Annotated in this window: 18 protein-coding genes and 2 pseudogenes; 8 read left to right on the top strand and 12 right to left on the bottom strand. The window is 72.6% G+C overall.

Annotated features, from left to right (window positions below; genetic code table 11):
- Nucleotides 1-16: 16 nt before the first annotated feature.
- Nucleotides 17-2,596 (top strand): annotated as a pseudogene (locus PV410_RS06985) (hybrid sensor histidine kinase/response regulator); the annotation flags it as partial.
- A 56-nt stretch (nt 2,597-2,652) separates the two neighbouring features.
- Nucleotides 2,653-3,192, top strand: coding sequence for a response regulator (locus tag PV410_RS06980; RefSeq protein ID WP_500323060.1), 540 nt, complete (start codon nt 2,653-2,655; stop codon nt 3,190-3,192).
- A 5-nt stretch (nt 3,193-3,197) separates the two neighbouring features.
- Here the strand turns inward: PV410_RS06980 and PV410_RS06975 are convergent, their stop codons facing one another.
- The 3 genes from PV410_RS06975 to lepA all read right to left on the bottom strand — a co-directional run bounded on the left by PV410_RS06975 (nt 3,198) and on the right by lepA (nt 7,634).
- Entirely contained in the window at nt 3,198-5,075 is a 1,878-nt protein-coding gene (locus tag PV410_RS06975; protein ID WP_500322983.1) for an AMP-dependent synthetase/ligase, read from the bottom strand.
- 234 nt (nt 5,076-5,309) lie between these two features.
- Entirely contained in the window at nt 5,310-5,567 is a 258-nt protein-coding gene (locus PV410_RS06970; RefSeq protein ID WP_361797151.1) for a hypothetical protein, read from the bottom strand.
- Nucleotides 5,568-5,768: 201 nt separating this feature from the next.
- A complete protein-coding gene (gene lepA, locus PV410_RS06965) occupies nt 5,769-7,634 on the bottom strand; it encodes a translation elongation factor 4 (protein WP_500322981.1) in 1,866 nt (621 codons plus the stop codon).
- Nucleotides 7,635-7,871: 237 nt separating this feature from the next.
- On the opposite strand from lepA, the gene rpsT reads away from it, so the two are divergent.
- The gene (rpsT, locus tag PV410_RS06960; protein WP_018556617.1) at nt 7,872-8,138 is read left to right on the top strand and encodes a 30S ribosomal protein S20; all 267 of its coding nucleotides are present in this window, start codon (nt 7,872-7,874) and stop codon (nt 8,136-8,138) included.
- Nucleotides 8,139-8,319: 181 nt separating this feature from the next.
- Here the strand turns inward: rpsT and holA are convergent, their stop codons facing one another.
- On the bottom strand, nt 8,320-9,303 hold the full coding sequence (gene holA, locus PV410_RS06955) for a DNA polymerase III subunit delta (protein ID WP_499511835.1): 984 nt from the start codon (nt 9,301-9,303) through the stop codon (nt 8,320-8,322).
- A gap of 40 nt (nt 9,304-9,343) precedes the next feature.
- Between holA and PV410_RS06950 the strand changes: the two genes are divergently transcribed.
- On the top strand, nt 9,344-9,589 hold the full coding sequence (locus PV410_RS06950) for a hypothetical protein (protein WP_499511836.1): 246 nt from the start codon (nt 9,344-9,346) through the stop codon (nt 9,587-9,589).
- Nucleotides 9,590-9,592: 3 nt separating this feature from the next.
- Nucleotides 9,593-10,945, top strand: a complete 1,353-nt coding sequence (locus PV410_RS06945; protein WP_500322979.1) for a hypothetical protein — start codon at nt 9,593-9,595, stop codon at nt 10,943-10,945.
- Here PV410_RS06945 and PV410_RS06940 read toward each other — a convergent pair.
- Nucleotides 10,908-11,174, bottom strand: coding sequence for a GlsB/YeaQ/YmgE family stress response membrane protein (locus tag PV410_RS06940; protein WP_499511838.1), 267 nt, complete (start codon nt 11,172-11,174; stop codon nt 10,908-10,910). The two genes, PV410_RS06945 and PV410_RS06940, sit on opposite strands and share 38 nt — an antisense overlap.
- Nucleotides 11,175-11,387: 213 nt before the next feature.
- On the opposite strand from PV410_RS06940, the gene PV410_RS06935 reads away from it, so the two are divergent.
- The gene (locus PV410_RS06935) at nt 11,388-11,774 is read left to right on the top strand and encodes a RidA family protein (RefSeq protein WP_500322978.1); all 387 of its coding nucleotides are present in this window, start codon (nt 11,388-11,390) and stop codon (nt 11,772-11,774) included.
- Nucleotides 11,775-11,789: 15 nt separating this feature from the next.
- On the opposite strand, the gene PV410_RS06930 is transcribed toward PV410_RS06935, so the two are convergent.
- Nucleotides 11,790-13,226, bottom strand: coding sequence for an ATP-binding protein (locus tag PV410_RS06930; RefSeq protein WP_500322976.1), 1,437 nt, complete (start codon nt 13,224-13,226; stop codon nt 11,790-11,792).
- Nucleotides 13,227-13,296: 70 nt separating this feature from the next.
- Entirely contained in the window at nt 13,297-14,073 is a 777-nt protein-coding gene (locus PV410_RS06925) for an arylamine N-acetyltransferase family protein (RefSeq protein ID WP_500322975.1), read from the bottom strand.
- Between the two features lie 56 nt (nt 14,074-14,129).
- Between PV410_RS06925 and PV410_RS06920 the strand changes: the two genes are divergently transcribed.
- Nucleotides 14,130-14,546 (top strand): pyridoxamine 5'-phosphate oxidase family protein, encoded by a 417-nt coding sequence (locus PV410_RS06920; protein WP_500322974.1) that lies wholly within the window; start codon nt 14,130-14,132, stop codon nt 14,544-14,546.
- Between the two features lie 241 nt (nt 14,547-14,787).
- Entirely contained in the window at nt 14,788-16,209 is a 1,422-nt protein-coding gene (locus PV410_RS06915; protein WP_500322972.1) for an APC family permease, read from the top strand.
- A gap of 105 nt (nt 16,210-16,314) precedes the next feature.
- Here the strand turns inward: PV410_RS06915 and PV410_RS06910 are convergent.
- From PV410_RS06910 to leuS, 5 genes and pseudogenes are all read right to left on the bottom strand, one after another.
- Nucleotides 16,315-18,753: pseudogene (locus PV410_RS06910) on the bottom strand (ComEC/Rec2 family competence protein); the annotation flags it as partial.
- Nucleotides 18,750-19,493, bottom strand: a complete 744-nt coding sequence (locus tag PV410_RS06905; protein ID WP_500322971.1) for a ComEA family DNA-binding protein — start codon at nt 19,491-19,493, stop codon at nt 18,750-18,752. The pseudogene PV410_RS06910 and the gene PV410_RS06905, both read right to left, overlap by 4 nt.
- Before the next feature lie 298 nt (nt 19,494-19,791).
- Nucleotides 19,792-20,637: a DegV family protein gene (locus PV410_RS06900; RefSeq protein ID WP_500322969.1), complete on the bottom strand. Its 846-nt coding sequence runs from the start codon at nt 20,635-20,637 to the stop codon at nt 19,792-19,794.
- Nucleotides 20,638-20,739: 102 nt separating this feature from the next.
- Nucleotides 20,740-21,384 carry a hypothetical protein gene (locus PV410_RS06895; protein ID WP_500322967.1) on the bottom strand — a complete coding sequence of 215 codons (645 nt, stop codon included), beginning with the start codon at nt 21,382-21,384 and terminating at the stop codon, nt 20,740-20,742.
- 254 nt (nt 21,385-21,638) lie between these two features.
- Nucleotides 21,639-24,494, bottom strand: coding sequence for a leucine--tRNA ligase (gene leuS / locus PV410_RS06890; RefSeq protein WP_500322966.1), 2,856 nt, complete (start codon nt 24,492-24,494; stop codon nt 21,639-21,641).
- Nucleotides 24,495-24,598: the final 104 nt, after the last annotated feature.

Genomic DNA, 24,598 nt, shown 5'->3' with positions numbered 1-24,598 from the left:
CCTGCGCAGGCTCGGCCGGGCGGTCAACCGCATGGTGGACCAGCTCTCGCTGTTCACCGGTGAGGTGACCCGGGTCGCCCGCGAGGTCGGCACCGATGGCCGGCTCGGCGGCCGCGCCCAGGTCCGCGGCGTCTCCGGCGTCTGGAAGGACCTCACCGACAACGTCAACTTCATGGCCGACAACCTGACCTCCCAGGTCAGGAACATCGCCCAGGTCGCCACCGCCGTCGCCCAGGGCGACCTGTCGAAGAAGATCGACGTGGACGCGCGCGGCGAGATCCTGGAGCTGAAGACGACCATCAACACGATGGCGGACACGCTGTCGTCCTTCTCCTCCGAGGTGACCCGGGTCGCCCGTGAGGTCGGCAGCGAGGGCCAGCTGGGCGGCCAAGCCCGGGTGGAGGGCGTGTACGGCACGTGGAAGCGCCTGACGACGGATGTGAACGAGCTGGCGTCCAACCTGACCACCCAGGTGCGGGCCATCGCCGAGGTGGCCTCCGCGGTCGCCCAGGGCGACATGTCGCGCAGCATCGCGGTCGAGGCGCAGGGCGAGGTCGCCGAGCTGAAGAACAACGTCAACCTGATGGTGGCCAACCTCCGCGAGACCACCCGCGCCAAGGACTGGCTGGAGTCCAACCTGGCCCGCCTGGCCGGCCTGATGCAGGGGCACCGTGACCTGATGGAGGTCGCGGACCTCATCCTGCGCGAGCTGACCCCGCTGGTGAACGCCCAGTACGGGGCGTTCTTCCTGGCCCAGACCGACGCCGGCCGGAGCGGCACCGCCCAGCCCCGGGCGCCGCGCGGGCTGGCCTTCATCGCCGGGTACGGCTCGGCGCAGGGCGCCACGGTGGACACCCCGGGCATGCCAGGACACGGGCTGGTGCGGCAGGCGGCGCTGGAGAAGAAACGCATCCTCGTGGAGGAGGCGCCAACCGACTACATCACCATCACCTCGGGTCTCGGCGAGGCCGCCCCGACCAGTGTCGTGATCATCCCCATCCTCTTCGAGGACGAACTGCTCGGCGTCATCGAACTGGCCTCCTTCTCCCGCTTCTCCGACGTCCACCTGGCCTTCTTCGACCAGTTCGTCAGCACCATCGGCGTGGCGATCAACACGATCATCGCCAACTCCCGCACGGAGTCCCTGCTGTCGGAGTCCCAGCGGCTCGCCCAGCAGTTGCAGGAGCGGTCGGACGAACTCCAGCGGCAGCAGGCCGAGCTGCAGCGCTCCAACGCCGAACTGGAGGAGAAGGCGGCCCTGCTGGCCACCTCCTCGCAGTACAAGTTGGAATTCCTGGCCAACATGTCGCACGAGCTGCGCACCCCGCTCAACTCGCTGCTGATCCTGGCCCGGCTGCTCGCGGACAACCCCGACGGCCATCTGTCGGAGCAGGAGGTGCACTTCCACCGCTCCGGCTCGGACCTGCTGCAGCTGATCAACGACATCCTGGACCTGTCGAAGATCGAGGCGGGCCGCATGGACGTCCGTCCCAAGAAGCTGCCGCTGATCAAGCTGCTGGACTACGTGCACGCCACCTTCCGCCCGGTCACCCTCGACCGCGGGCTCACCTTCGACGTCGCCGTGGGCGAGGACGTGCCCCGCGAGATGTTCTCGGACGAGCAGCGGCTGCAGCAGGTGCTGCGCAACCTGCTCTCCAACGCGATCAAGTTCACCTCCCAGGGCCGGGTGGAACTGCGGGTGGCGCGCTGCGAGGGCGCCGACGACCTGATCGCCTTCGCCGTGCGGGACACCGGCATCGGCATCCCCGGCGAGAAGCTCCCGGTGATCTTCGAGGCCTTCCAGCAGGCCGACGGCACCACCAACCGCAAGTACGGCGGCACCGGGCTGGGGCTGTCCATCAGCCGGGAGATCGCCGGGCTGCTCGGCGGCCGCATCGTCGCCGAGAGCGAGCCCGGCCGGGGCAGCACCTTCACGCTGTACGTCCCGGCGGTGTACGCGGGCCACGGCGGCGCCGGCGAGCCCGAGCCGCAGCACGGCCCCGCGGGCGGCGGAGCGGAGGCAGGAGGCGGCCCGGTGCCCGTGGCCGCCGCGTACGACGCCGAGCGCCGGACGTCCGGCCCGGTCGCGCCGGGGGACACCTGGCCCACCTCGAACCGGATCGACGAGTGGCGGGACGGCCGCACCGGCCGGGTCCTGGCCGGCAACCGCGTGCTCATCGTCGACGACGACATCCGCAACGTCTTCGCCCTCACCCACGTCCTGGGCCGGATCGGGATGCCCGTCCTGTACGCGGAGAACGGCCGCGAGGGGATCGAGACCCTGGAGCGGAACCCCGACGTCGCCCTCGTGCTGATGGACATCATGATGCCCGAGATGGACGGATACGAGACGATCGAGGCCATCCGCCGCACCCCGCGCTTCGCCGAGCTGCCGATCATCGCCCTCACGGCGAAGGCGATGCCGGGCGACCGGGAGCGCTCGATCGCCTGCGGCGCCAACGACTACGTGCCCAAACCGGTCGACGTGGACCGGCTGCTGCACGCGGCGCACCTGCTGCTCGACCCCGACGCGGGCCGGGACGGCGAACGGTCCTGCCCCGGCGGCCCCGACGGCCCCACGAGGCCCACCTCGTGACCCCGGGCGGCACCGCCACGGTCACGGGGAAGGCCGGCATCCTCCTCGTGGACGACATGGAGGACAACCTGATCGCCCTGGAGGCCATCCTCGGCACGCTCGACCAGCCGCTGGTGCGCGCCCGTTCCGGGGAGGAGGCGATGAAGGCGCTGCTGCGCCAGGAGTTCGCGGTGGTGCTGCTCGACGTCCTGATGCCGGGCATGGACGGCTTCGAGACCGCCGCGAACATCAAGCGCCTCGACCAGACCAAGGACATCCCGATCATCTTCCTGACCGGGAACGACCTGGACACCACCTTCGCCTTCCGCGGCTACGCCACCGGCGCGGCGGACTACCTCACCAAGCCCTTCGACCCCTGGGTGCTGCGCGCCAAGGTGACCGTCTTCCTGGAACTCCACCACAAGACCCGCCAGTTGCGGGGCCTTCTGGAGCGCGACCGGGACCGGCTGGAGGCGATCGAGCAGCGCCTCGCGGCCGTCGAGCGGCAGCTCGCCGCCGACGGCCGTCCGGACGTCACCGCGCTCGCCCGCCGCGTGGCCCGGCTGGAACACACGCTGCGCGACGTGGACCTGCCGGGCCCCCGGGTGGGTGACTGAGACGCTCAGTCCTCCCGCGTGCCGGCGTACATGTCCTCGATCAGGTCCTTGAACTCCCGCTCCACGACCGGCCGCTTGAGCTTCAGGCTCGGGGTGAGGTCACCGTGCTCGACGTCCAGGTCGCGCGGCAGCACGCGGAAGGTCTTGATCTGCTGCCAGCGCTGCAGGTCCGCGTTGACCCGCTGCACGTAGCCGTCCATCAAGGCCCGCACCTGCTCGGAGCCGACGACCTCCGCGTAGGGCTTGCCCTCCAGGCCGTTCTCCTTCGCCCAGCCGAGGATCGTGGGCTCGTCGAGGGCGAACAGCGCGGTGCAGAAGTTGCGGTCGGCGCCGATCACCAGGACGTTGCTGATGAACGGACAGGCGGCCTTGAACTGGCCCTCGACCGCGGCCGGCGCGATGTACTTGCCGTTGGAGTTCTTGATGATGTCCTTCTTGCGGTCGGTGATCGTGAGGTAGCCGTCCGCGGAGAGCTCCCCGATGTCACCGGTGTGGAACCAGCCGTCCGACTCCAGCACTTCGGCCGTCTTCTCGGGCAGCCCGTGGTAGCCCTGCATGATGCCGGGGCCGCGCAGCAGGATCTCGCCGTCCTCCGCGATGCGGACCTCGGTGCCGGGCAGCGGCTTGCCGACGGTGCCGGTCCGGTAGGCCTCGCCGGGGTTGACGAAGCTGGCGGCGCTGGACTCGGTCAGGCCGTAGCCCTCCAGGATGTGGATGCCGGCGCCGGAGAAGAAGTAGCCGATCTCCGGGGAGAGGGCGGCCGAGCCGGAGACGCAGGCGCGCAGCTTGCCGCCGAAGGCGTCGCGGAGCTTGGCGTACACCAGGCGGTCGGCGACGGCGTGCTTGGCGGAGAGCCCGAAGGGCGCGCCGGCGTTGCCGGTGCGACGGCGGTTGTCCTGGGTGACCTTGGCGTACTCGCGGGCGACCTCGACGGCCCACTTGAAGATCCGGTACTTCGCCGCGCCGCCTGCGCGGGCCTTGGCGGCGACACCGTTGTAGACCTTCTCGAAGATGCGCGGGACGGCGGCCATGTAGGTGGGCTGCACGACCGGCAGGTTCTCGATGATCTTGTCGACGCGGCCGTCGACCGCGGTCACGTGGCCGATGGTGATGTGCCCGGCGGTCAGCACCTTGCCGAAGACGTGCGCCAGCGGCAGCCAGAGGTACTGGACGTCGTCCGCCTCCAGCAGGCCGTTCGCCTGGATCGCGCGGGCCATGTACGCCCAGCAGTCGTGCGGCAGCCGCACGCCCTTGGGGCGGCCGGTGGTGCCGGAGGTGTAGATGAGGGTGGCCAGCTGGTCCTTGGTGATGTCGCCCACGGTCTTGCGGACGGCCTCGGGGTTCTTCTCCAGGTAGACCTTGCCGCGCTGCTCCAGCTGGGCCAGCGAGAGCGCCCACCCGTCCTCCCCGAGGTCGGCGTCCTCGGCGTCCACGACCACGACGTGGGCCAGTTCGGGCAGCTCGGCACGGCGCTCGACGGCCTTGGCCAGCTGCACGGCGTTCTCGGCGATCAGCACCCGGCTGCCGGAGTCGGCCAGGATGAAGGCCGTCTCGTCGGCGTTGGTGCTCGGGTAGACGGTGGTGGTCGCGGCGCCGGCGCAGAGCACGCCGAGGTCGGCCAGGATCCACTCGACCCGGGTGGCGGAGGCGATGGCCACCCGCTCCTCGGGGCGCACCCCCAGGTCCATCAGGCCCGCGGCGATGGCATGGACCCGGTCCGCGGCCTGCTTCCAGGTGAGCGACCTCCATTCTTCCGGACCGCCGTCGGCCGACGGCACCGGGAAGCGGTACGCCTCGGCATCGGGCGTCGCCTCGACGCGCTCCAGGAACAGGTTCGCCACGGAGGGCGGCCGGTTCTCGATCAAAGTCTGCGTGTCGGTCACGACAACCTCCGGGGGCCCGCCTCTTTGCTGGGTGACTCGCGAGTAACTAACGAGTGGTGATCAGAGTAGGGAATCGGCGCCCGCTTGGTAAGGGGCCGCGGCCACCGCGATGCAACCGTGACGACCAGATACATGGTACGTACACATAACGGCGGGCCCGCCCGGAATCCGGGGAGCCCGCCTTCCGGCCACCGCTCCGGCCACCCGTCGGCGGCACCGCGGGATGTACGGCGCTCAGCCGCCGATGGGCAGACCACCGATCATGCCCTTGGTGCCCCCCGTCTTGCCGGCACCGCCGAGCAGCTCGTTCGTCTTGCCCGTGACCGCCTTCAGACCGGTCTTGGCGACCTCGTCCTTGGCGTCCAGGATCTTCATCGGCCCGTTGCCGAGCGGGAGGGCCTCCCCGGCGAAGGCGGGGGACGCGGCGGCACCGGCGGCGCCCAGCGCGATCACGGAACCGGCTACGACGGCCGCGGCCTTCGAGTACTTCACTTCACATTCCCCTTCCGCAGCGACGCCTTTCGCCGCTGTCACGATGAGTAACGCCCTCGATCCCCGGCAGAAACCGCGCGGCCCGGGGTTTTTGCCAATCACCCGAATGCCGGTCCGCTCATACGAAAGGGCGCCTGCCCGGTCATCGGACAAGCGCCCTTCCTGTGCGGTGCGTCGGACCGCGCCGGCGAGCCGCGCCGGCTACTTCTTCTTGGCCGCGCCCTCGTCGCTGGAGAGCACCGCGATGAAGGCCTCCTGCGGCACCTCCACGGAACCGACCATCTTCATCCGCTTCTTGCCCTCCTTCTGCTTCTCCAGCAGCTTCCGCTTACGGGAGATGTCACCGCCGTAGCACTTGGCGAGGACGTCCTTGCGGATGGCGCGGATGGTCTCGCGGGCGATGACCCGCGAGCCGATGGCGGCCTGGATCGGCACCTCGAAGGCCTGCCGCGGGATGAGCTCGCGCAGCTTGGCGACCAGGCGCACCCCGTACGCGTACGCCGCGTCCTTGTGCGTGATCGCCGAGAAGGCGTCCACCTTGTCTCCGTGCAGCAGGATGTCGACCTTGACCAGGCTGGAGGTCTGCTCGCCGGTGGGCTCGTAGTCCAGCGAGGCGTAGCCGCGGGTCTTGGACTTCAGCTGGTCGAAGAAGTCGAAGACGATCTCGGCGAGCGGGAGGGTGTAGCGGATCTCCACCCGGTCCTCGGAGAGGTAGTCCATGCCGAGCAGCGAGCCGCGCCGGGTCTGGCAGAGCTCCATGATCGCGCCGATGAACTCCGTGGGCGCCAGGATCGTGGCCCGCACCACCGGCTCGTACACCTCGGCGATCTTGCCCTCGGGGAACTCGCTGGGGTTGGTGACGACGTGTTCGGCGCCGTCCTCCATCACCACCCGGTAGACCACGTTGGGCGCGGTGGCGATCAGGTCGAGCCCGAACTCGCGCTCCAGCCGCTCGCGGATCACGTCGAGGTGCAGCAGGCCGAGGAAACCCACGCGGAAACCGAAGCCGAGGGCCGCGGAGGTCTCCGGCTCGTAGACCAGCGCGGCGTCGTTGAGCTGCAGCTTGTCCAGCGCGTCGCGCAGCTCCGGGTAGTCGGAGCCGTCCAGCGGGTACAGGCCGGAGAACACCATGGGCTTGGGGTCCTTGTAGCCGCCCAGTGCCTCGGTGGCGCCCTTGGACTGCTGGGTGATCGTGTCGCCCACCTTGGACTGGCGGACGTCCTTCACACCCGTGATCAGGTAGCCCACCTCACCGACGCCGAGGCCGTCGGCCGACAGCATCTCGGGCGAGTTGGTGCCGATCTCCAGCAGCTCGTGGGTCGCGCCGGTGGACATCATCCTGATGCGCTCGCGCTTGTTGAGCTGACCGTCGACGACCCGGACGTAGGTGACGACACCGCGGTAGGAGTCGTACACGGAGTCGAAGATCATCGCACGGGCGGGCGCGTCGGCGACACCGACCGGGGCCGGGACGGTCTCCACCACGCGGTCCAGCAGCGCCTCGACGCCGAGTCCGGTCTTGGCGGAGACCCGCAGCACCTCGGAGGGGTCGCAGCCGATGAGGTTGGCCAGCTCCTCGGCGAACTTCTCGGGCTGCGCGGCCGGCAGGTCGATCTTGTTCAGCACCGGGACGATGGTGAGGTCGTTCTCCATCGCCAGGTAGAGGTTGGCCAGTGTCTGCGCCTCGATGCCCTGGGCGGCGTCGACCAGCAGGATGGTGCCCTCACAGGCCGCGAGCGACCGGGAGACCTCATAGGTGAAGTCCACGTGCCCCGGGGTGTCGATCATGTTCAGGATGTGGGTCTTCCCCTCATCGGCGCCCGCGGTGGGCGCCCAGGGCAGACGGACCGCCTGGGACTTGATCGTGATGCCGCGCTCGCGCTCGATGTCCATGCGGTCGAGGTATTGGGCGCGCATCTGCCGCTGATCCACCACACCGGTCAGCTGGAGCATCCGGTCGGCAAGGGTCGACTTGCCGTGGTCGATGTGCGCGATGATGCAGAAATTGCGGATCAGCGCCGGGTCGGTACGGCTCGGCTCCGGCACGTTCGAAGGGGTCGCGGGCACGCAGGGTCCTGTCTCTTGAGGCGCCTGTCGCCTCTGGTCGGATCGATACGTATGGCTCCCATAGTCCCATGGCCGGGGCCCACGGCCGTGCCGGGCGGTGCGGGAGGAGCCGCGGGACCCGCCACGGGCCACCGGTTTGGGCGGCGCGGCGGCCGACTGCTAACCTGGGCAGTCGCGCCTCGTGCCCTCTTACCCGAGGCGCGGACCCCATCAGACCAAACCTGAAAAGGCTCTTTCGTGGCGAACATCAAGTCCCAGATCAAGCGCAACAAGACCAACGAGAAGGCGCGCCTGCGCAACAAGGCCGTCAAGTCCGAGCTCAAGACCGCCATCCGTCGCACCCGTGAGGCCGTGGCCACCGGCGACGTCGAGAAGGCGACCGAGGCCGCGCGTCTCGCCTCCAAGAAGCTCGACAAGGCCGTGAGCAAGGGCGTCATCCACAAGAACCAGGCCGCCAACAAGAAGTCGGCGCTGGCTCTCAAGGTCGCCGGCCTCCAGGGCTGAGCCTTCCCGCAGCAGTACCCGCCGGTGACGGACACAGCGGTCCCTCTCACCCGCTCCTCCACCGGCACCCTTGATGTTCCGGCCGCACGCGGCCTGCGTTCGCCACGCGGGTGCGGCCCCCGAAGGGCCCCGTACCTCCCGGTACGGGGCCTTTCGGCACGTCCGGTTCCGGCTGCGGCCCTCAGCGGGCCCGCGCGGCCCGGGCCACGGCGACGACCGCCTTCTCCAGGGCGTAGGCCGGGTCCGCACCGCCGCCCTTGACCGCGGCGTCGGCCTCGGCGACCGCGCGCAGGGCGGCGGAGACACCGTCCCCTGACCAGCCGCGCATCTGCTGCCGGACGCGGTCGATCTTCCACGGCGGCATGCCCAGCTCCCGCGCCAGGTCCGCGGGGCGCGCCCCGCGCGGGGCGGAGGCGAGCTTGCCGATGGCCCGGACGCCCGAGGCGAGCGCGAACGTGATGCCGGGCAGCGGCTGGCCGACCGCGATCGCCCAGCGCAGCCGCTCCAGTGCCTCGGCGGCGCGGCCGGTCACCGCGAGGTCGGCGACCTCGAAGCCGGTGGCCTCGGCACGGCCCGTGTAGTAGCGGGCGACCACGGCCGCGTCGATCGCGCCTTCCACGTCGGCGGCGAGCTGGGCGCAGGCGCTCGCCAACTCCCGCAGGTCGCTGCCGATGGCGTCCACCAGGGCCTGGCAGGCCTCGGGGGTCGCGGACCGCCCCAGCGCGCGGAACTCCTGCCGGACGAAGGCCAGCCGGTCGGCCGGCTTGGTCATCTTCGGGCAGGCCACCTCGCGCGCCCCGGCCTTGCGGGCCGCGTCGAGCAGACCCTTGCCCTTGGCGCCGCCCGCGTGCAGCAGGACGAGCGTGATCTCCTCGGCGGGGGCGTCCAGATAGGCCTTGACGTCCTTGATGGTGTCCGCGGACAGGTCGTGCGCGTTCCGTACGACCACGACCTTGCGCTCGGCGAAGAGCGAGGGGCTGGTGAGCTCCGCCAGCGTGCCCGGCTGGAGCGCGTCCGGGGTGAGGTCGCGCACATCGGTGTCGGCGTCGGCGGCCCGCGCCGCCAGCACGACCTCCCGTACCGCGCGGTCGAGGAGCAGGTCCTCCTGCCCCACCGCGATCGTCACGGGGGCGAGCGGGCTGTCTGTCGTACTGTTCCTGGCCATCGCCGTCCAGCATCCCACGCGGGTCCGACACAATGTCCCGGTGACCGACGTCAGACATGTGCTCGTCCTCCCCGACCGCGATGCCGCGGAGGAGGCCGCCGACGAAGCCACCGAGCGCTTCGACCTGCCCGCCCGCCCCCAGCTCCTCCGTGACGCCCTCGCCGGCGAGGACGACGCCGAGGACGCCCAGTGGCTCCTGCTCATCAACGACGAGGACGAGGAACTCGACCCCGCCGCGCTGAACGAACTGGCGGAGGAGTTCGAGGGCTGGCTGGAGGAGGACTAGGCCGTGCCGCTGCGCGTTCCCGCCCAGCGCCGTCGCCCGCAGGAACCGGGGGCGGAGCGCCCCGGGGTGGCCGGGGCGCTCCCCGCGGTCCCGTTCAACCAGCGCGTACGTCTCCTGGTCGAGGCCGTCGACGAGCCCGACGAGCTCGCCCTCGCCCAGGGACTGATGGAGGCGCGGGGGTGGGCGGTGCGCCGCGCGGGCCGTGAGGACGCCCCCGCCACCGCGGGCGGCAGCCGCGTCGCGCTCGTCGTCGAGGTACGGCTGAACGGCTCCCGCTGGCGGGCCGAGAAGGCGGCGTGCGGGGCCGTGGAACGCCTGGCGAGGACCCATCAGCTCGGCCTGTGGGTCCGGGACGCGGCGCTGCTGCTGCGGCCGGACGATCCGCGGACCGAGTACCGCGTGATCCGCCGTCCCGGCGCGGGCGGCGGAGGGCGCGACCGGCTCGCACGGTGGTGGGCGGCATGCGGCGGGCGCGGCGCGCACCGGCTGCTGCGGCTGCCGTCCGGGCTCACCCGGGAGGCCGTCGAGCGGGAGCTCGCGGAACGTCCTCTCGGTGGAAGCGCGTTCACACCGGACACCCACGAACTGCGGCCCGCACCGCCCGAGACGGACGTCCCGGCGGCCACCGGGACGCACCGTACCGCGCTCCGGGTGCGGACGCTGCCCGGCGTGGCCGCCGCCGCCGCGGCGGCGCTGCTGGGCTGGACGGCCTCCGGGGCGGACGCGGAACTCCCGTGGTGGCCCGTGGCGGCGGTGGCCCTCCTGTGCGCGCCGGGGGTCCACTTCGCCCTGCGCGACTCGTGGTTCTCACGGAACGCGGTCTGGCTGGTGCCGCTCGCCCTGCCCGTGGGGTGGTCGCTGGTGACCTGGCTCGGGCGGCTGATGCAGGCGTTCTACCTCGACCGGTTCGGCATCCCGTCCGGCTCGGTCCGCTCCACCGGGGACCTGTGGCCGTACGCGGCAGCCGCCGAACCGCTGGGCCTCGCCCTGGTCACCGTGACCGTGCTCCTGTCGGCCGCCTTCGCGGCCACCACGCTCGTCGCCGGCGCCCACGACGCGGACCGGGCCGCCCGCGATGCGGCGTCCGCCGCCGGGCGGGGGCACGTCCCGGCGACGTACTTCGGGCTGCACGGCACCCTGATGTGCGTGGTGCCCGTCGGCGAGGGCCCCGTCCCCGTGGAGAACGGCCCGGTTCCGGCCGGCCACGCCGTCCTGTCCTTCGGCGCCTCCGGGGACTGGATCTGGCTGTGGGACCCGCGCCGTTCGCAGGCCCTGTCGGTGCGCCGGGAGGACGTGCAACTGCTCCCCGCGACCGCGGTCAGCGGCGGGAGTCCCCGAACAGGATGCGGTAGATGATCAGGAGGGCGAGCGCGCCGCCTATGGCCGCGCCCCACGTGGGCAGGTCGTAGAAGTCCTTGGTGATGGGGTGGTCGAGGAACTTCGCCGAGATCCAGCCGCCCACCACCGCGCCCGCGATGCCGATCAGCGTCGTCCCGACCAGTCCGCCCGGGTCCTTCCCGGGCAGCAGTATCTTCGCGATGGCGCCCGCGATCAGGCCCAGTACGATCCAGCCGATGATGGTCATGCCGTCAACCTGCCACGGCCCCCGCCCCTTCATGCGCACCGAGACGGAGCCATGGGCAAGCCGTGACACGGCGGTTGCACTTCTCAGCGAACTCTCGGCCCGGCGGCGGGCGGATGCCACCGGGTGCGGGAAAACCGGGTGACGTCCGTGCCCGCGGCTCTGCAGGATCGCGGGGTCAGCCGCTCCCAGCCAGGAGGTCCCGTGGTGCACCGCATGATCGTCCCGACCTTGTTCCCGCCGCCCGGTTACGCGCACGCCGCGGTCGTCGAGGCCGGGCAGCGGCTCGCCTTCATGGCGGGCTCCGTACCGCTCGACGCGGAGGGCACCCTGGTGGGGCCCGGCGATCCCGTCGCCCAGGCGCGCCAGGTCGTCGCCAATCTCGACGAGGCGCTGCGGGCCGTGGGCAGCGGCCTGGAGCACGTGGTCGCCTCCACCGTGTACGTCGTGGGCACCGAACCCGCCGAACTGTCGCGGGTCTGGGAGGTCGTCCGGGCCTCGGGGCTGGGCGAGGGGCCCCACACGTCGACGCTGCTCGGGGTCGGCTGCCTCGGGTACGCCGGCCAGCTGGTGGAGGTCACCGCGACGGCGGTGGTGCCCTGAGCCGCGGCGGACGGTTCAGCCGCGCCAGGCGCGGACCAGGTCCTCGGGGCCCCAGTGGGCGGCCAGGGGGAGGCCGGGGGTGACACCGCTGCGCGAGACGGCGACGAGGGGGGTGGCGGGGGTCGCGCCGGGGACTGCGGTCACGTCGCGGACGAGGGCTTCGTATTCGTGGCGGCCGAAGGGGTGGGTGTCGAACCACTTGACGGAGCCCACGAAGTGGACCTGCGTGGCCACCGGTTCGCGGTCGGCGCCGACGAGGTCGACCTCGGGGTTGTTCTGGCGGTTCCACCAGCCGCCGACGGCCTCGGTGCGGGGCCAGGCCTCGTCGGGGAGCAGCCTGAGCAGGGACGCGCGGACGACGGGCTCGACCGCGCGGCCGCGCCAGGTGGACCAGGACCGCTCGAAGCGTTCCAGGGCGAGGTCGCCCCGGCCGCGTTCGATCAGGGGGAGGGCGCGGTCCACGAAGGCGAGCCAGAAGCGCAGGTAGGGGTCGGCGATGCGGTAGCGCTTGTTCTTGGTGTCGGCCTTGGCCGACAGGGGGAGGTCGGCGGCGAGCACGCGCTTGGTCAGGAGGGTGCCGAGCAGGGGCGACAGGGTGCCCGAGGGGAGCGGGTGGGCGCCCCCGGTGCGGGCCGCGATGGAGGAGAAGGTGCGTTCGCCGCTGCCGACGGCCTCCAGGACGGCACGGGAGTGGGAGGCCTCGGGGAACTCGCCGAGCAGGGAGAGCTCCCCCGCGACGAGGAGCGGGGAGAGCGGGGTGGAGAAGGCCCCGCGCAGGAACGCGGTGCGGGAGGTGCCGGGCCGCCACGACTGGACGATCTCCGGGAAGCCGCCGGTGATCAGGAGGGCGTCCACCGCATCGGCGGCGCCGAGACCGGTCATGGACTGCACGTCGGCGAGGTGGAGCGGGCGGACGGTCATCTTGGTGCCGCGGCCGTAGAAGGGGCGGCCGTAGGTCTGGAGCGCCTCCATCACCGACATGTCGCTGCCGACCAGCACCAGCAGGACGGGCTTGGCGGACAGGTGGCGGTCCCAGACGGTCTGCAGGGCCCCCTCGAACTCGGGGTCCTGCTCCACCAGCCAGGGCACCTCGTCGATCACGGCGATGCTCGGCGTGGTGTCGGGGACGGCGAGGGCGAGCGAGCGCAGCGCCTGGTTCCAGTCGCCGGTCCGGAGGCCGGCGACGAGGTCGGCGCCGGGCAGGCCGGAGTGGGCGAGGGCCGTGGCGAAGTCCGCCCGTTCGGCCGCGGGGTTCCGGCCGCGGGTGGCCTGGAAGACGACGTACGGCACCCCGGAGCGGTCGCAGAACTCCTGGATCAGGCGGGACTTCCCCACCCGGCGCCGGCCCGTCACGATCACGGCTTGGCCGCGGGTGGCGGCCGTACCGTCGGTGACCCGGCGCAGCAGGTCGGTGAGGTGCTCGAGGTCGGCTGTGCGGCCGGTGAACTCCATCGGCGTCGGCCCCCGTGGCTGGCTGGGAAGGCGGGTGGAAAGGTAGACCCGATCTTACGTAGATTGAGTCTTACTTTACCTCGGGAACCCGGTCCAGGACGAGGCCGAAGCGCTCGCGGTAGGCGGCGAGGACGGCGGCGTCGCCGTCCAGGGCCTCTTCCCGGCGGATGCCGTCCGGAGCGGTGGTGATGAGCGTGCGGCCGGAGAGGGTCAGCCTCCCGCCGTCCTCGGTCAGACGGGAGCAGACCAGGGACCGCGTGAAGTGGGAGTGCGGCGAGGTCTGCTGGTACCAGGAGCCGACCTCGAAGTCGGCGAGTTCCCGGGGGCGGGGTTCGAGGCGGAAGACCGGCTCGCCGTCGTGGTGGAGGTCTAGGTCGCCGTACGGGGCCGGGGTGAAGCGGAAGACGCCGCCGGGGTCCTTCTGGTCGACGCCGGGGGTGAGGTCGAGGGGGAGGTGCGCATGGCGACCGAAGCCGACGTCCGCGAGGAGGGTGAGACCGTCACAGGTGCGGACGCGGAGCGCCATGTGGTCGAAGGGGATGCCGAGGCGCGGGCCGTTGACGGAACGGGCTGCGTAGAGCGTGACGTCGTAGCCCAGGGCGGCGAGCAGGGCGCCGAAGGCGCCGTTGACCTCGTAGCAGAAGCCGCCGCGGCGAGCGGTCACGATCTTGTCGTGGAGGACCTCGGGGTCCAGATAGACGCCTTCCCCGAGGTGGATGGAGAGGTTCTCGAAGGGCACGGCGACGAGATGGCGCACGTGCAGCTCGCGCAGAGCCGCCGCGTCGGGGCGTTCGGGGCGCGCGGCGCCGATGCGGCGGAGGTAGGCGTCGGCCTGGGAAGCGTCCATGGCGTCAGTCTTGGGGAACCGGCGACGATCACGCCAGACCCGGCTGGCTTCACGGCATGACGCGAACACTGCGCGAGCGGCACGCCGCGGCGATGGGCCGGCTCAGGGACGGCGGCGACGTGTGGGTGGCGACGGCGGACGCGCGCGAGGTGCCGTGCCTCGTCCCTCTGTCGTTCTGGTGGGACGGGGAGGAGTTGTGGCTCGCCACGCGCAGGACGAATCCCACCGGGAGGAGCCTGGAGTCCTCGGGACGGGTGCGGCTGAGCCTGGGTCACACCAGGGATCTGGTGCTCATCGACGGCACGGCACGGGTCGTGGACTTCGCACGGCTGCCGGACGGTGTCGCTGACTCCTTCGCGGCGAAGGCCGAGTGGGATCCCCGCGGTGACGGACCTTCGTACGCGTTCTACGCGATCCGGCCGCAATGGGTGCAGGCCTGGGGACGCTGCCGGAGATGCGGGACCGGGACCTGATGAAGGAAGGGGCGTGGCTATTCTGATCACCAATCGGCGATATACACAGTGACAGGCCTTAAGTTGCCGGTTTTACGTCGGACATGGGCTGGTTGATCTTCGGATTTCGTTGTCCGGAGACTCTTGACGGGGGCTTGACGCGCGCGGTTTCATCCTCGGAAGCGGAGATGAATATTCCGTTTCATGTTTCCCTGGACCGGAGGCGGTAGCCCCCTCGAGCCCGACCCGATCGGATGCGCGCATGACCGACACGCTCCACCCGCCGACGGCCCCGCACTCGCCGCTGGCCCCGCCCATCGAGGCCCCGAAGTCGCTCAAGAGGTCGATCGGCGTGGTCGGCGGAACGCTTCTGACGCTGTCGTGCCTGACCCCGGCCTCCTCGCTGTTCGTCATCGTGCCCCCGCTCTTCGCCGACCTGGGAACCGGGACGGCGCTGACCATCGTGATCGCGGCGGTCCTCTGCATCGCGGTGGCCTTCTGCTATTCGGAGCTCGGGACGCTGATACCGAGCGCGGGCGGCGAGTACGCGATGGTCGGCACGCTCATCGGGCGGCTGGCCGGGTGGATCGTGTTCGTGCTGTCCCTGATCGTCGTGATGATCGTGCCGCCGATCATCGCGCTCGGCACGGGCGAGTACCTGGCGCCGATCATGCAGATCGACCCGAAGATCGCGGGCGCCGCCGTCATGCTGCTGGCCACCGTCATGGGCCTGCTGGACCTGCGGGCCAATGCCTGGATCACCGGCATCTTCCTGGTCCTGGAGGTCGTCGCGGCGGCGGTCGTGGCCTTCCTCGGGTTCTCCCACAGCTCGCGGTCGGCCTCGGTGCTGATCCACCCGGTGACGGAGGCCGGGCACGGGGTGGGGTCGGCGGTCACGGCGGGGACGATCATCGCGGGGCTGGCGATCGCGCTCTTCGTGCTGCAGGGCTTCAGCACGGCCGTGTACCTGTCCGAGGAGATGGAGAACCCGCGGCGCACGGTCTCCCGGACCGTGCTGTGGACGCTCGGCATCGGCGCCCTGGTGGTGATCGTGCCGACGATCGCGATCACGCTGGGCGCGCCCGACATGAACTCCCTGATGGCGGGCGACCTCTCGGCGCTCGTGCGGGGCTGGAGCAACTCGGCGGTCGGCACCTTCATCAGCCTCTGCATCGCGCTGGCCATCATCAACGCGGGCATCGTGATGGTCATCCAGAACTCCCGGGTGCTGTACGCCTCCGCGCGGGACCGCGCCTGGCCGGCCCCGGTCAACAAGGCCTTCGGCACGCTGAGCAAGCGGTTCGGCGCCCCGTGGATCGCCACGCTCGCGGTGGGCGTGCCGGGCGCGGTGCTGTGCTTCGTGCCGGTGGAGACGCTGAGCGGCGTCACCGGCGTGGCGGTCGCCGCGATGTACGTCGTCGTCGCTCTCGCGGCCCTCGGCTCGCGCCGCGCCGGGCACAAGGAGCGTGCGGCCTGGCGCATGCCGCTGTGGCCCGCGATACCGCTGCTGCTGGTCGTCGTGCTGGCGTACGTGCTGACCCAGCAGACCGCGCAGGACCTGGTGATCACCGGTGTGATCGTCGCCGCCTCGCTGGCCTACTGGCTCTTCTACCTCCGGCCGCGGCAGAGCACCCGCTGGGTGATCTCCGTGCCCGAGGAGGAGATGGGCCTGGAGGACGCCTGAGCCGCCCGTCCCCGGCACCCGTGGGGCCCGTACCGGTCGTGCACCGGTGCGGGCCCTTCGCCGTCCCCGGACGGCCCGCGCCGCGGCGGGCGACGGACCGGTCGCGGCGGCCCGCAGGTCCTCCCGGTCGCCCAGGACGGCGACCGGGCCGTCCCGGTCGGTGCGCAAAACCGTGGTGCCCTGGGCGCGCAGCGCGGCGAGGGTCCGGGGCGACGGATGTCCGTACGGGTTCCCGGCCCCGCAGCTGACGAGCGCGAGACGGGGCCGGATGCGGACCAGCAGCGCCGGGTCCTGGTAGGCGGAACCGTGGTGGGCGACCTTCAGGACGTCGACGCGCGGGAGGTCCGGGGCAGCGGTCAGGAGCGCGTGCTGGGCCGCGGGCTCCAGGTCGCCGAGGAGGAGCACGGTGAGCCCTGCGGTGCGGACCAGCAGGGTGACGCTGGCGTCGTTGGGATTGGTGCCGCCCAGATCGGCACCCTCGGCGCCCGCGAGCAGGGAGGGCGCGGCGGGCCACAGCACACGCCAGTCGAGGGGGCCCAGGCGGCGGCGCTCCCCGGGTGTCGCGCGCAGCAGGGGAACGCGGGCGGCGGCCGCCTGACGGCGTACGAAGGCGGCCTGGTCGGAAGGTTCGTCGAGGGTGGTGGTCTCGATGGCGCCCACGGCACGGCCGCGCAGGACCCCGGGGAGGCCGGCGACATGGTCGGCGTGGAAGTGCGTGAGGACGAGCAGCGGGATCGCGGTGACCCCGAGCGAGCGCAGGCACCGGTCGACGAGGCGGGGCTCCGGGCCGGTGTCCACCACGACGGCGGCGCCGTCGCCCGCGGAGAGCACCAGCGCGTCGCCCTGGCCGACGTCGCAGGCCACCAGCCGCCAGGCCGGCGGCGGCCAGCCGGTCACCGAGCGGGGCAGCGGCGCGGGACGTACGACGGCCAGCACGAGCAGCAGCGCGGCGGCCGCGCACAGCCAGGGACGGCGCAGGATGCGGCGCCCCGCCGCGACCACCACCACGGTGACGGCCGCCAGCAGCAGGGCGCCCGCCCAGGTGCCGGGCCAGTCGAGCGTCGCCCCGGGCAGGGCGGCACCGCGCCGGGCCACCGCAGCGATCCAGCCGGCGGGCCAGCCCGCGACCCAGGCGAGTGCCTTGGCGACGGGCATGGCGAAGGGCGCCGCGGCCAGGGCGGCGAAGCCGAGGACGGTGGCGGGGCCCACCGCGAGTTCCGCCAGCAGGTTGCAGGGGACGGCGACCAGGCTGACGTGGGCGGCCAGCACCGCCACCACGGGGGCGCACACCGCCTGCGCGGCGGCCGCCGCGGCCAGGACCTCCGCGAGGCGCGGTGGCACCCGCCGGTGCCGCAGGGCGGTGCTCCAGCGCGGGGCGAGGACCAGGAGCGCGCCGGTGGCCAGCACGGACAGCGCGAAGCCGTACGAGCGGGCGAGCCAGGGATCGTGGAGGAGCAGCAGCAGGGCGGCCCCGCACAGCGCGGGCAGCAGGCTGCGGCGGCGGCCCGTGCCGATGGCCAGCAGGGTGATCAGCCCGCAGGCGGCCGCGCGCAGCACGCTCGGGTCCGGCCGGCACACGACGACGAAGGCCACGGTGAGCACTCCCCCGAGCACGGCCGTCACGCGGAGCGGAAGGGCCAGCCGCGGAGCCAGGCCGCCGCGCTCGGCGCGCAGCGCGAGACCGGGCGGACCGATCAGCAGGATCAGCACCAGCGAGAGGTTGGAACCGCTGACCGCGGTCAGATGGGTCAGGTCGGTGGCCTCGAACGCGTCGTGCAACTCCACCGGGATACGGGAGGTGTCCCCGACGACCAGCCCGGGAAGGAGGGCACGGGCGTCGGGCGGCAGGCCCTCGGTGGCCTCGCGCAGCCCCGCGCGGAGTCCGCCGGCCACACGTTGCGCACGGCCGGGCAGCCCCACGACGCGCGGCGGCCCTCGCACCGACAGCACCGCGGCGATCCGGTCGCCCGGCCCCGCCGCCGGGGCGAGCCGGGCCTCCGCCTCGACGCGCGTGCCGGGCAGCAACGTCAGCCACGTACGGGCGGGTTGCCGGGCGATGAGCAGGACCGGTGTACGGACAGCGGTCCTCGTGCCGCTCGCCGTCACGCGTACGGCCTCGGCCTCCACCAGCACCGCTTCCGGCGCCCGGACGGCCCCACGCACCTGCGGGCGGATCAGCCGGGGATCCGCCGTCAGCCTCAACTCCACCCTCGCATGCGCGTGTTCGGCCGCCAGGGCGGGCACCGGGCCACGGTGCAGGTCAGCGGAGTGCAGTCCCGCCACGGCCGCGGACGCCGCAGCGCAGAGCGCCACGGTGGCGACCGACGTCCACCGGCGTACGCACGACGCGAGCGCCACCAGGACGACCAGCGCGCACGCCCCCACCACGGCTCGCCCGGGCGCCGCGAGGGCGACGCCCGCGGCGAGCCAGGCCGCGAGGGCCGGGGCCACCAGACGGAGGTCCGGCGGGCCCTCCTGGCGCGGGTTCGACGCGCCCCGGGGTGAGGCGGCCGCCGCGTGCACCGCCGGGCGGGGCGCGCTCACGGGGTGACCAGCGGCTTGAGATCGGAGAACCGGCGGTCCCCGATGCCGTTGACGTCACGCAGCTGCTCGACGGAGGTGAAACCGCCGTGCCGGCCGCGGTAGTCGATGATGTGCCGGGCGAGCACCGGCCCCACACCGGGCAGGGCGTCCAGCTGCTCGGCGGTGGCGGCGCTGAGGCTGACCGGACCGCTCGCCGCGGCGGTTGACTGGACCCCGGTGGCCGGTTGCGGGGCGGCACGGCCCACGACGATCTGCTCCCCGTCGGCCAGCAGGCGGGCCAGGTTCAGGGCGCTGGTGTCCGTACCGGGCAGCGCTCCCCCGGCGGCGTCCACGGCGTCCGCCACGCGGGCCCCCGCGGGCAGCCGGCGCAACCCCGGCCTCCTGACCTTGCCGGCGACGTCCACGACCAGCACCGGCTTCGCCCCGGGCGCGGGGCTCGGCGCCCGTGGCCCGGCCGCCGCGGAAGCCCGCGCGGCGACGGGGGCCTCGGCCGCGGCGGGCAGCGCCGCGGCGACCGGCGGCACCGCCACGGTGCGCGGCCGGCCGGTCCAGAAGTGGTGCACCGCGAAGGCGAGGGCGACGAGGAGGACGAGGGCCAGGGCGGCCGCCGTCTTCGCCTCGATGCCGCAGCGGACGGAGAGCCAGGTGGGGAGGCGCTCGGTGAGCGCCAGGCGCCAGGCGCCCGCGGCGCGGCGCCCCGGCGGATCCGGCGCCCCCGGCGCAGCCGCTCGTTCCGGCACGGCCAACCGCTCCGGCCCATCCGGTCGTTCCGGTGGATCCGGAGCCGCCGCGCCCGCCCCACCCCGTGGCGCGGGACGGGTCGGCGGACGGTCGAAGAGGGCGGCGGCCCGTTCCCGGACCGCGCCGGCGGCGGGCCCGGGTGCGGGCACGCGTGCGGACGGGTGCCTGCGGTGGCGAGGAGTTGCGGTGGTCGATCCCATGTCAGGGACGGTAGGCGGACCGGCGCCAACGAGATGATCTTGCTCAAGTCCTGTGGATCGTCCAGAGGTTGTGGATAACCCCGTCACTCGAAGGAGGTCACAGCGGGGAGACGACCGCCCCCAGCAGCCCGGGCCCCGTGTGGGCGCCGATCACCGCCCCGACCTCGCTGAGGACGAGGGTGTTGAGCCCGGGGACCCGCGCCCGCAGCCGCTCCGCCAGGGCGGACGCGCGGTCCGCGGCGGCCAGGTGGTGGACGGCGATGTCCACCGGACGGGTGCCCGCCCGTTCGACGACGATCTCCTCGAGCCGCGCCAGCGCCTTGGAGGCCGTACGCACCTTCTCCAGCAGCTGGATGCGGCCCTCGTCCAGCTGCAGCAGCGGCTTCACCGCGAGCGCCGACCCGAGCAGCGCCTGCGCCGCGCCGATGCGTCCGCCCCGGCGCAGGTAGTCCAGGGTGTCCACGTAGAAGTACGCCGACGTGTCCGACGCCCGCTTCTCCGCCGCCGCCACGATCTCGTCCGCGGAGCCGCCCGCCTCCGCCGCCTCGGCGGCGCTCAGCACCGGGAACCCGAGGGCCATGGCGACCATCGCGGTGTCCACGACGCGCACCGGGACGGGCGCGTCCGCCCCCGCGAGCAGCGCGGCGTCGTAGGTGCCGGAGAACTCCGCCGACAGGTGCAGGGAGACGATCTCGGTCGCGCCCGCCTCCGCCACCGTGCGGTAGGCGGCGGCGAATTCCTCGGGGCTCGGCCGCGACGTGGTGACGGGCTTGCGGCGTTGCAGGGCGCGGGCGACCGCGGGCGCCGACACCTCGGTGCCCTCTTCCAGCGCTTCGTCGCCGATCACCACCGCCAGGGGGACCACGGTGATCCGGTGCCGGGTCAGGGCCTCCTGCGGCAGGTAGGCCGTGGAATCGGTGACGATAGCGACATGGGACGACATGTGCGGGAGGTTACCCGCGCCGAAGGCCGGGCGACAGTACGGCTCCGTCGAGGTGAACCCCGGTGAACGTCCCCGCGGCCCGTCCCGGCCCCGCCCGGCCCCTCACAGCGCCTTGGGCGGCTGTCCGGTGCCCGGCTCGGGCATCCGCCCGCGCCGCGTCCCCGGCTGAGTGCGCGGTTCCGGTTCCGGCTCCGGCAGCGCCGAGGGCGCCCAGTGCCGCAACGCCCCGGCCTCCAGGTCGATGTCGCGGCCCAGCGCCGCGAGGTCGTCGTCGGCGAAGCGACGGGCCCGGTCCTGGGCGGCCCAGCGCAGCGAATCCGCGGAGTGGGTGATGCGCCGCGTGCGCTCCTCCAGCTCGCCGATCCGGGCCGCGATGCGGGTGCGGTCGGGCTCGCGCTCCAGCAGCCGCAGCTCCGCGTCGAGCTCCCGGGCGTGGGAGCTCAGCCTGGCGAGCAGCGCCACGGCCTCGCTCAGCGACGGGTCGACGGCGGCCTGCCCCTCCAGTGCCGCTTCCGTGCTCGTGACGGACGTACGCAGCGCCAGGCGCAGCTCGGCGAGCTTCCCGGCGGGCCCGGGCCTGCTGTACCGGCGGGCCTTCAGGCCGGTGTCCTCGACCACGCGGCGGGCCTCGATGCTGGTGCGCTCCACCCCGCGCTTGACCGCCCGCGCCGTCTTGACCGCGGCGACGACACCGAGCGCCACGAAGGAGGCGAAGAGCAGCAGGATCACGGCGACGGCGACATCCACGGCGGCTCCTCTGCCCGGTCGGCCCGGTCCGTCCGACCGGCCCGATCTGCTCGATCGGTTGTATGCCCACCGTAAACGGACGGGGGCGGGCGAGGGTTCCGGGAGAACCCCCACCCGCCCCTTACACCGAGTGCGCCGACCTGCTCCGGCCTGCTCCGGCCTGCTCCGGCCTGCTCCGGCCTGCTCCGGCCTGCTCCGGCCTGCTCCGGCCTGCTCCGGCCGGACGATCAGCCGCGCATCAGGCGCTCAGGCCATCACGCGGGGACGATGTTCACCAGCTTCGGCGCCCGCACGATCACCTTGCGGACCCCTGCGCCGTCCAGCGCGGCCACGACCGCAGGGTCGGCCAGGGCCTGGGCCTCCAGGTCGGCGTCGGAGATCGTCGGCGGCACCTCCAGACGGGCCTTGATCTTGCCCTTGATCTGGACGACGCAGGTGACGGTCTCGTCCACCACGTACGCCGGGTCGGCCACCGGCAGGTCCTCGTGCGCCAGGGAGCCCTCGTGCCCCAGCCGCCGCCACAGCTCCTCGGCGATGTGCGGGGCCAGCGGCGCGATCAGCAGCACCAGCGGCTCGGCGACCGAGCGCGGCACCGGACCGCCCGCCTTGGTCAGGTGGTTGTTCAGCTCGGTGATCTTGGCGATGGCGGTGTTGAAGCGCAGGCCCTCCAGGTCCTGGCGGACGCCGTCGATCGCCTTGTGCAGGGCGCGCAGGGTGTCCTCGTCCGGCTCGGCGCCGGTCACCGTGACCTCGCCGGTCGTCTCGTCCACGACGTTGCGCCACAGCCGCTGCAGCAGCCGGTACTGGCCGACGACCGCGCGGGTGTCCCAGGGCCGGGAGACGTCCAGCGGGCCCATCGCCATCTCGTACAGGCGCAGGGTGTCGGCGCCGTACTCGGCGGCGATCTCGTCCGGGGTGACGGCGTTCTTCAGGGACTTGCCCATCTTGCCCAGCTCGCGCTTGACCTGCTCGCCGCCGTACCACCAGCCGCCGTCGCGCTCCTCGACCTCGGCCGCCGGGACGGGGAAGCCGCGGCCGTCGCGGTAGACGTAGGCCTGGATCATGCCCTGGTTGAACAGCTTGTGGAACGGCTCCACCGACGACACGTGGCCCAGGTCGAACAGCACCTTGGACCAGAAGCGCGCGTACAGCAGGTGCAGCACCGCGTGCTCGGCGCCACCGACGTACAGGTCGACGCCGCCGTGCGGCTGACCCTCGCGCGGCCCCATCCAGTACTGCTCGATCTCGGGGTCGACCAGCTTCAGGTCGTTGTGCGGGTCCAGGTAGCGCAGCTCGTACCAGCAGGAACCGGCCCAGTTGGGCATGGTGTTGGTCTCGCGGCGGTAGCGGCGCACGCCGCGGCCGTCACCCAGGTCCAGCTCGACGTGGACCCACTCCGCGTTGCGGGACAGCGGGGTCTCCGGCTCGGTGTCCGCGTCGTCCGGTTCGAAGGTGCGCGGGGAGTAGTCCTCGACCTCGGGCAGTTCCAGCGGCAGCATCGACTCGGGCAGGGCGTGGGCGACGCCGTCCTCGTCGTAGACGATCGGGAAGGGCTCGCCCCAGTACCGCTGGCGGCTGAACAGCCAGTCGCGCAGGCGGAAGTTGATGGTGCCCTCGCCGATGCCGCGCTGCTCCAGGTACGCGATGACCTTGCGCTTGGCGTCGGCGACCTCCAGGCCGTTCAGGTCGATCTCGTCATTGGCGGAGTTGATCGCCGGGCCCTGGCCGGTGTACGCCTCGCCCTCCCAGCCCTCGGGCGGCCGGACGGTGCGGATGATGGGCAGCTCGAAGACGGTGGCGAACTCCCAGTCGCGCTCGTCCTGCCCGGGGACGGCCATGATGGCGCCGGTGCCGTAGCCCATCAGGACGTAGTCGGCGACGAAGACCGGGACGCGGGTGCCGGTCAGCGGGTTCACGGCGTACGCGCCGCTGAAGACGCCGGTCTTGTTCTTGCCTTCGGTCTGCCGCTCGACGTCCGACTTGGACTGGGCCTGCTTGCGGTACTCCGCGACGGCCTCGGCCGGGGTGGCCGCGCCGCCGGTCCAGGCGTCCTTGGTGCCCTCCGGCCAGGCGGCCGGCACCACGGTGTCGACCAGCGGGTGCTCGGGGGCCAGCACCATGTAGGTGGCGCCGAACAGGGTGTCCGGACGCGTGGTGAAGACGGTGATCGGGCTCTCGCCGTGGCCCTCGACCGCGAAGTCGACCTTGGCGCCCTCGGAGCGCCCGATCCAGTTGCGCTGCTGCAGCTTGATCGCCTCGGGCCAGTCCAGGGCGTCCAGGTCGGCCAGCAGGCGGTCCGCGTAGGCGGTGATGCGCATCATCCACTGGCGCAGCTTGGCCTTGAAGACGGGGAAGTTCCCGCGCTCGGAGCGGCCGTCGGCGGTGACCTCCTCGTTGGCCAGCACGGTGCCCAGGCCGGGGCACCAGTTGACCGGGGACTCCGAGGCGTACGCCAGGCGGTAATCGCCCAGGACGGCGTCACGCTCGGCGGGGCTCAGCTCGGCCCACGCCCGCCCCCCGGGTGTCTGCCGCTCGCCCTTCTCGAACTGCTCGACCAGCTCGCCGATGGGGCGGGCGCGGTCGGCCTGGGGGTCGTACCAGGAGTTGAAGATCTGCAGGAAGATCCACTGGGTCCACTTGTAGTAGTCCGGGTCGATCGTGGCGAACGACCGGCGCTTGTCGTGGCCCAGGCCCAGCCGGCGCAGCTGGGACTTCATGTTGTTCATGGCCGCCTCGGTGGTGACCCGAGGGTGCTCGCCGGTCTGCACGGCGTGCTGCTCGGCGGGCAGGCCGAAGGCGTCGAAGCCCAGGGTGTGCAGCACGTTGTGCCCGGTCATCCGCTGGAAGCGGGCGAAGACGTCGGTGGCGATGTAGCCCAGGGGGTGGCCGACGTGCAGTCCCGCACCCGAGGGATACGGGAACATGTCCATGATGAACTTCTTGGGCTTGGCCAGCTCGCCGTCCCCGGCCAGGTCACCGGTGGGGTTCGGGGCGGCGAAGGTCTGGTGCTCGTCCCAGAAGTCCTGCCAGCGGCTCTCGATGTCGGCGGCCAGGGCGGCCGTGTAGCGGTGGGGCGCAGCCGCCTCCGCGGCGGGGGTGGTCTCGCTCATCGTCCTTCGTACTCCATCGCTGTCATGACGGCCTGCGGCCCGGCCGCCGTACGGACATCTGCCTGCTCACTGCGGAAACGAAAAAGCCCCTCGCACAGGAGGGG

Source organism: Streptomyces sp. PA03-5A, from assembly GCF_033792725.1.
Lineage (GTDB): Bacteria > Actinomycetota > Actinomycetes > Streptomycetales > Streptomycetaceae > Actinacidiphila.
Note: the sequence above shows the minus strand (reverse complement) of the source record. Positions and strands in the feature narration are given on the sequence as shown.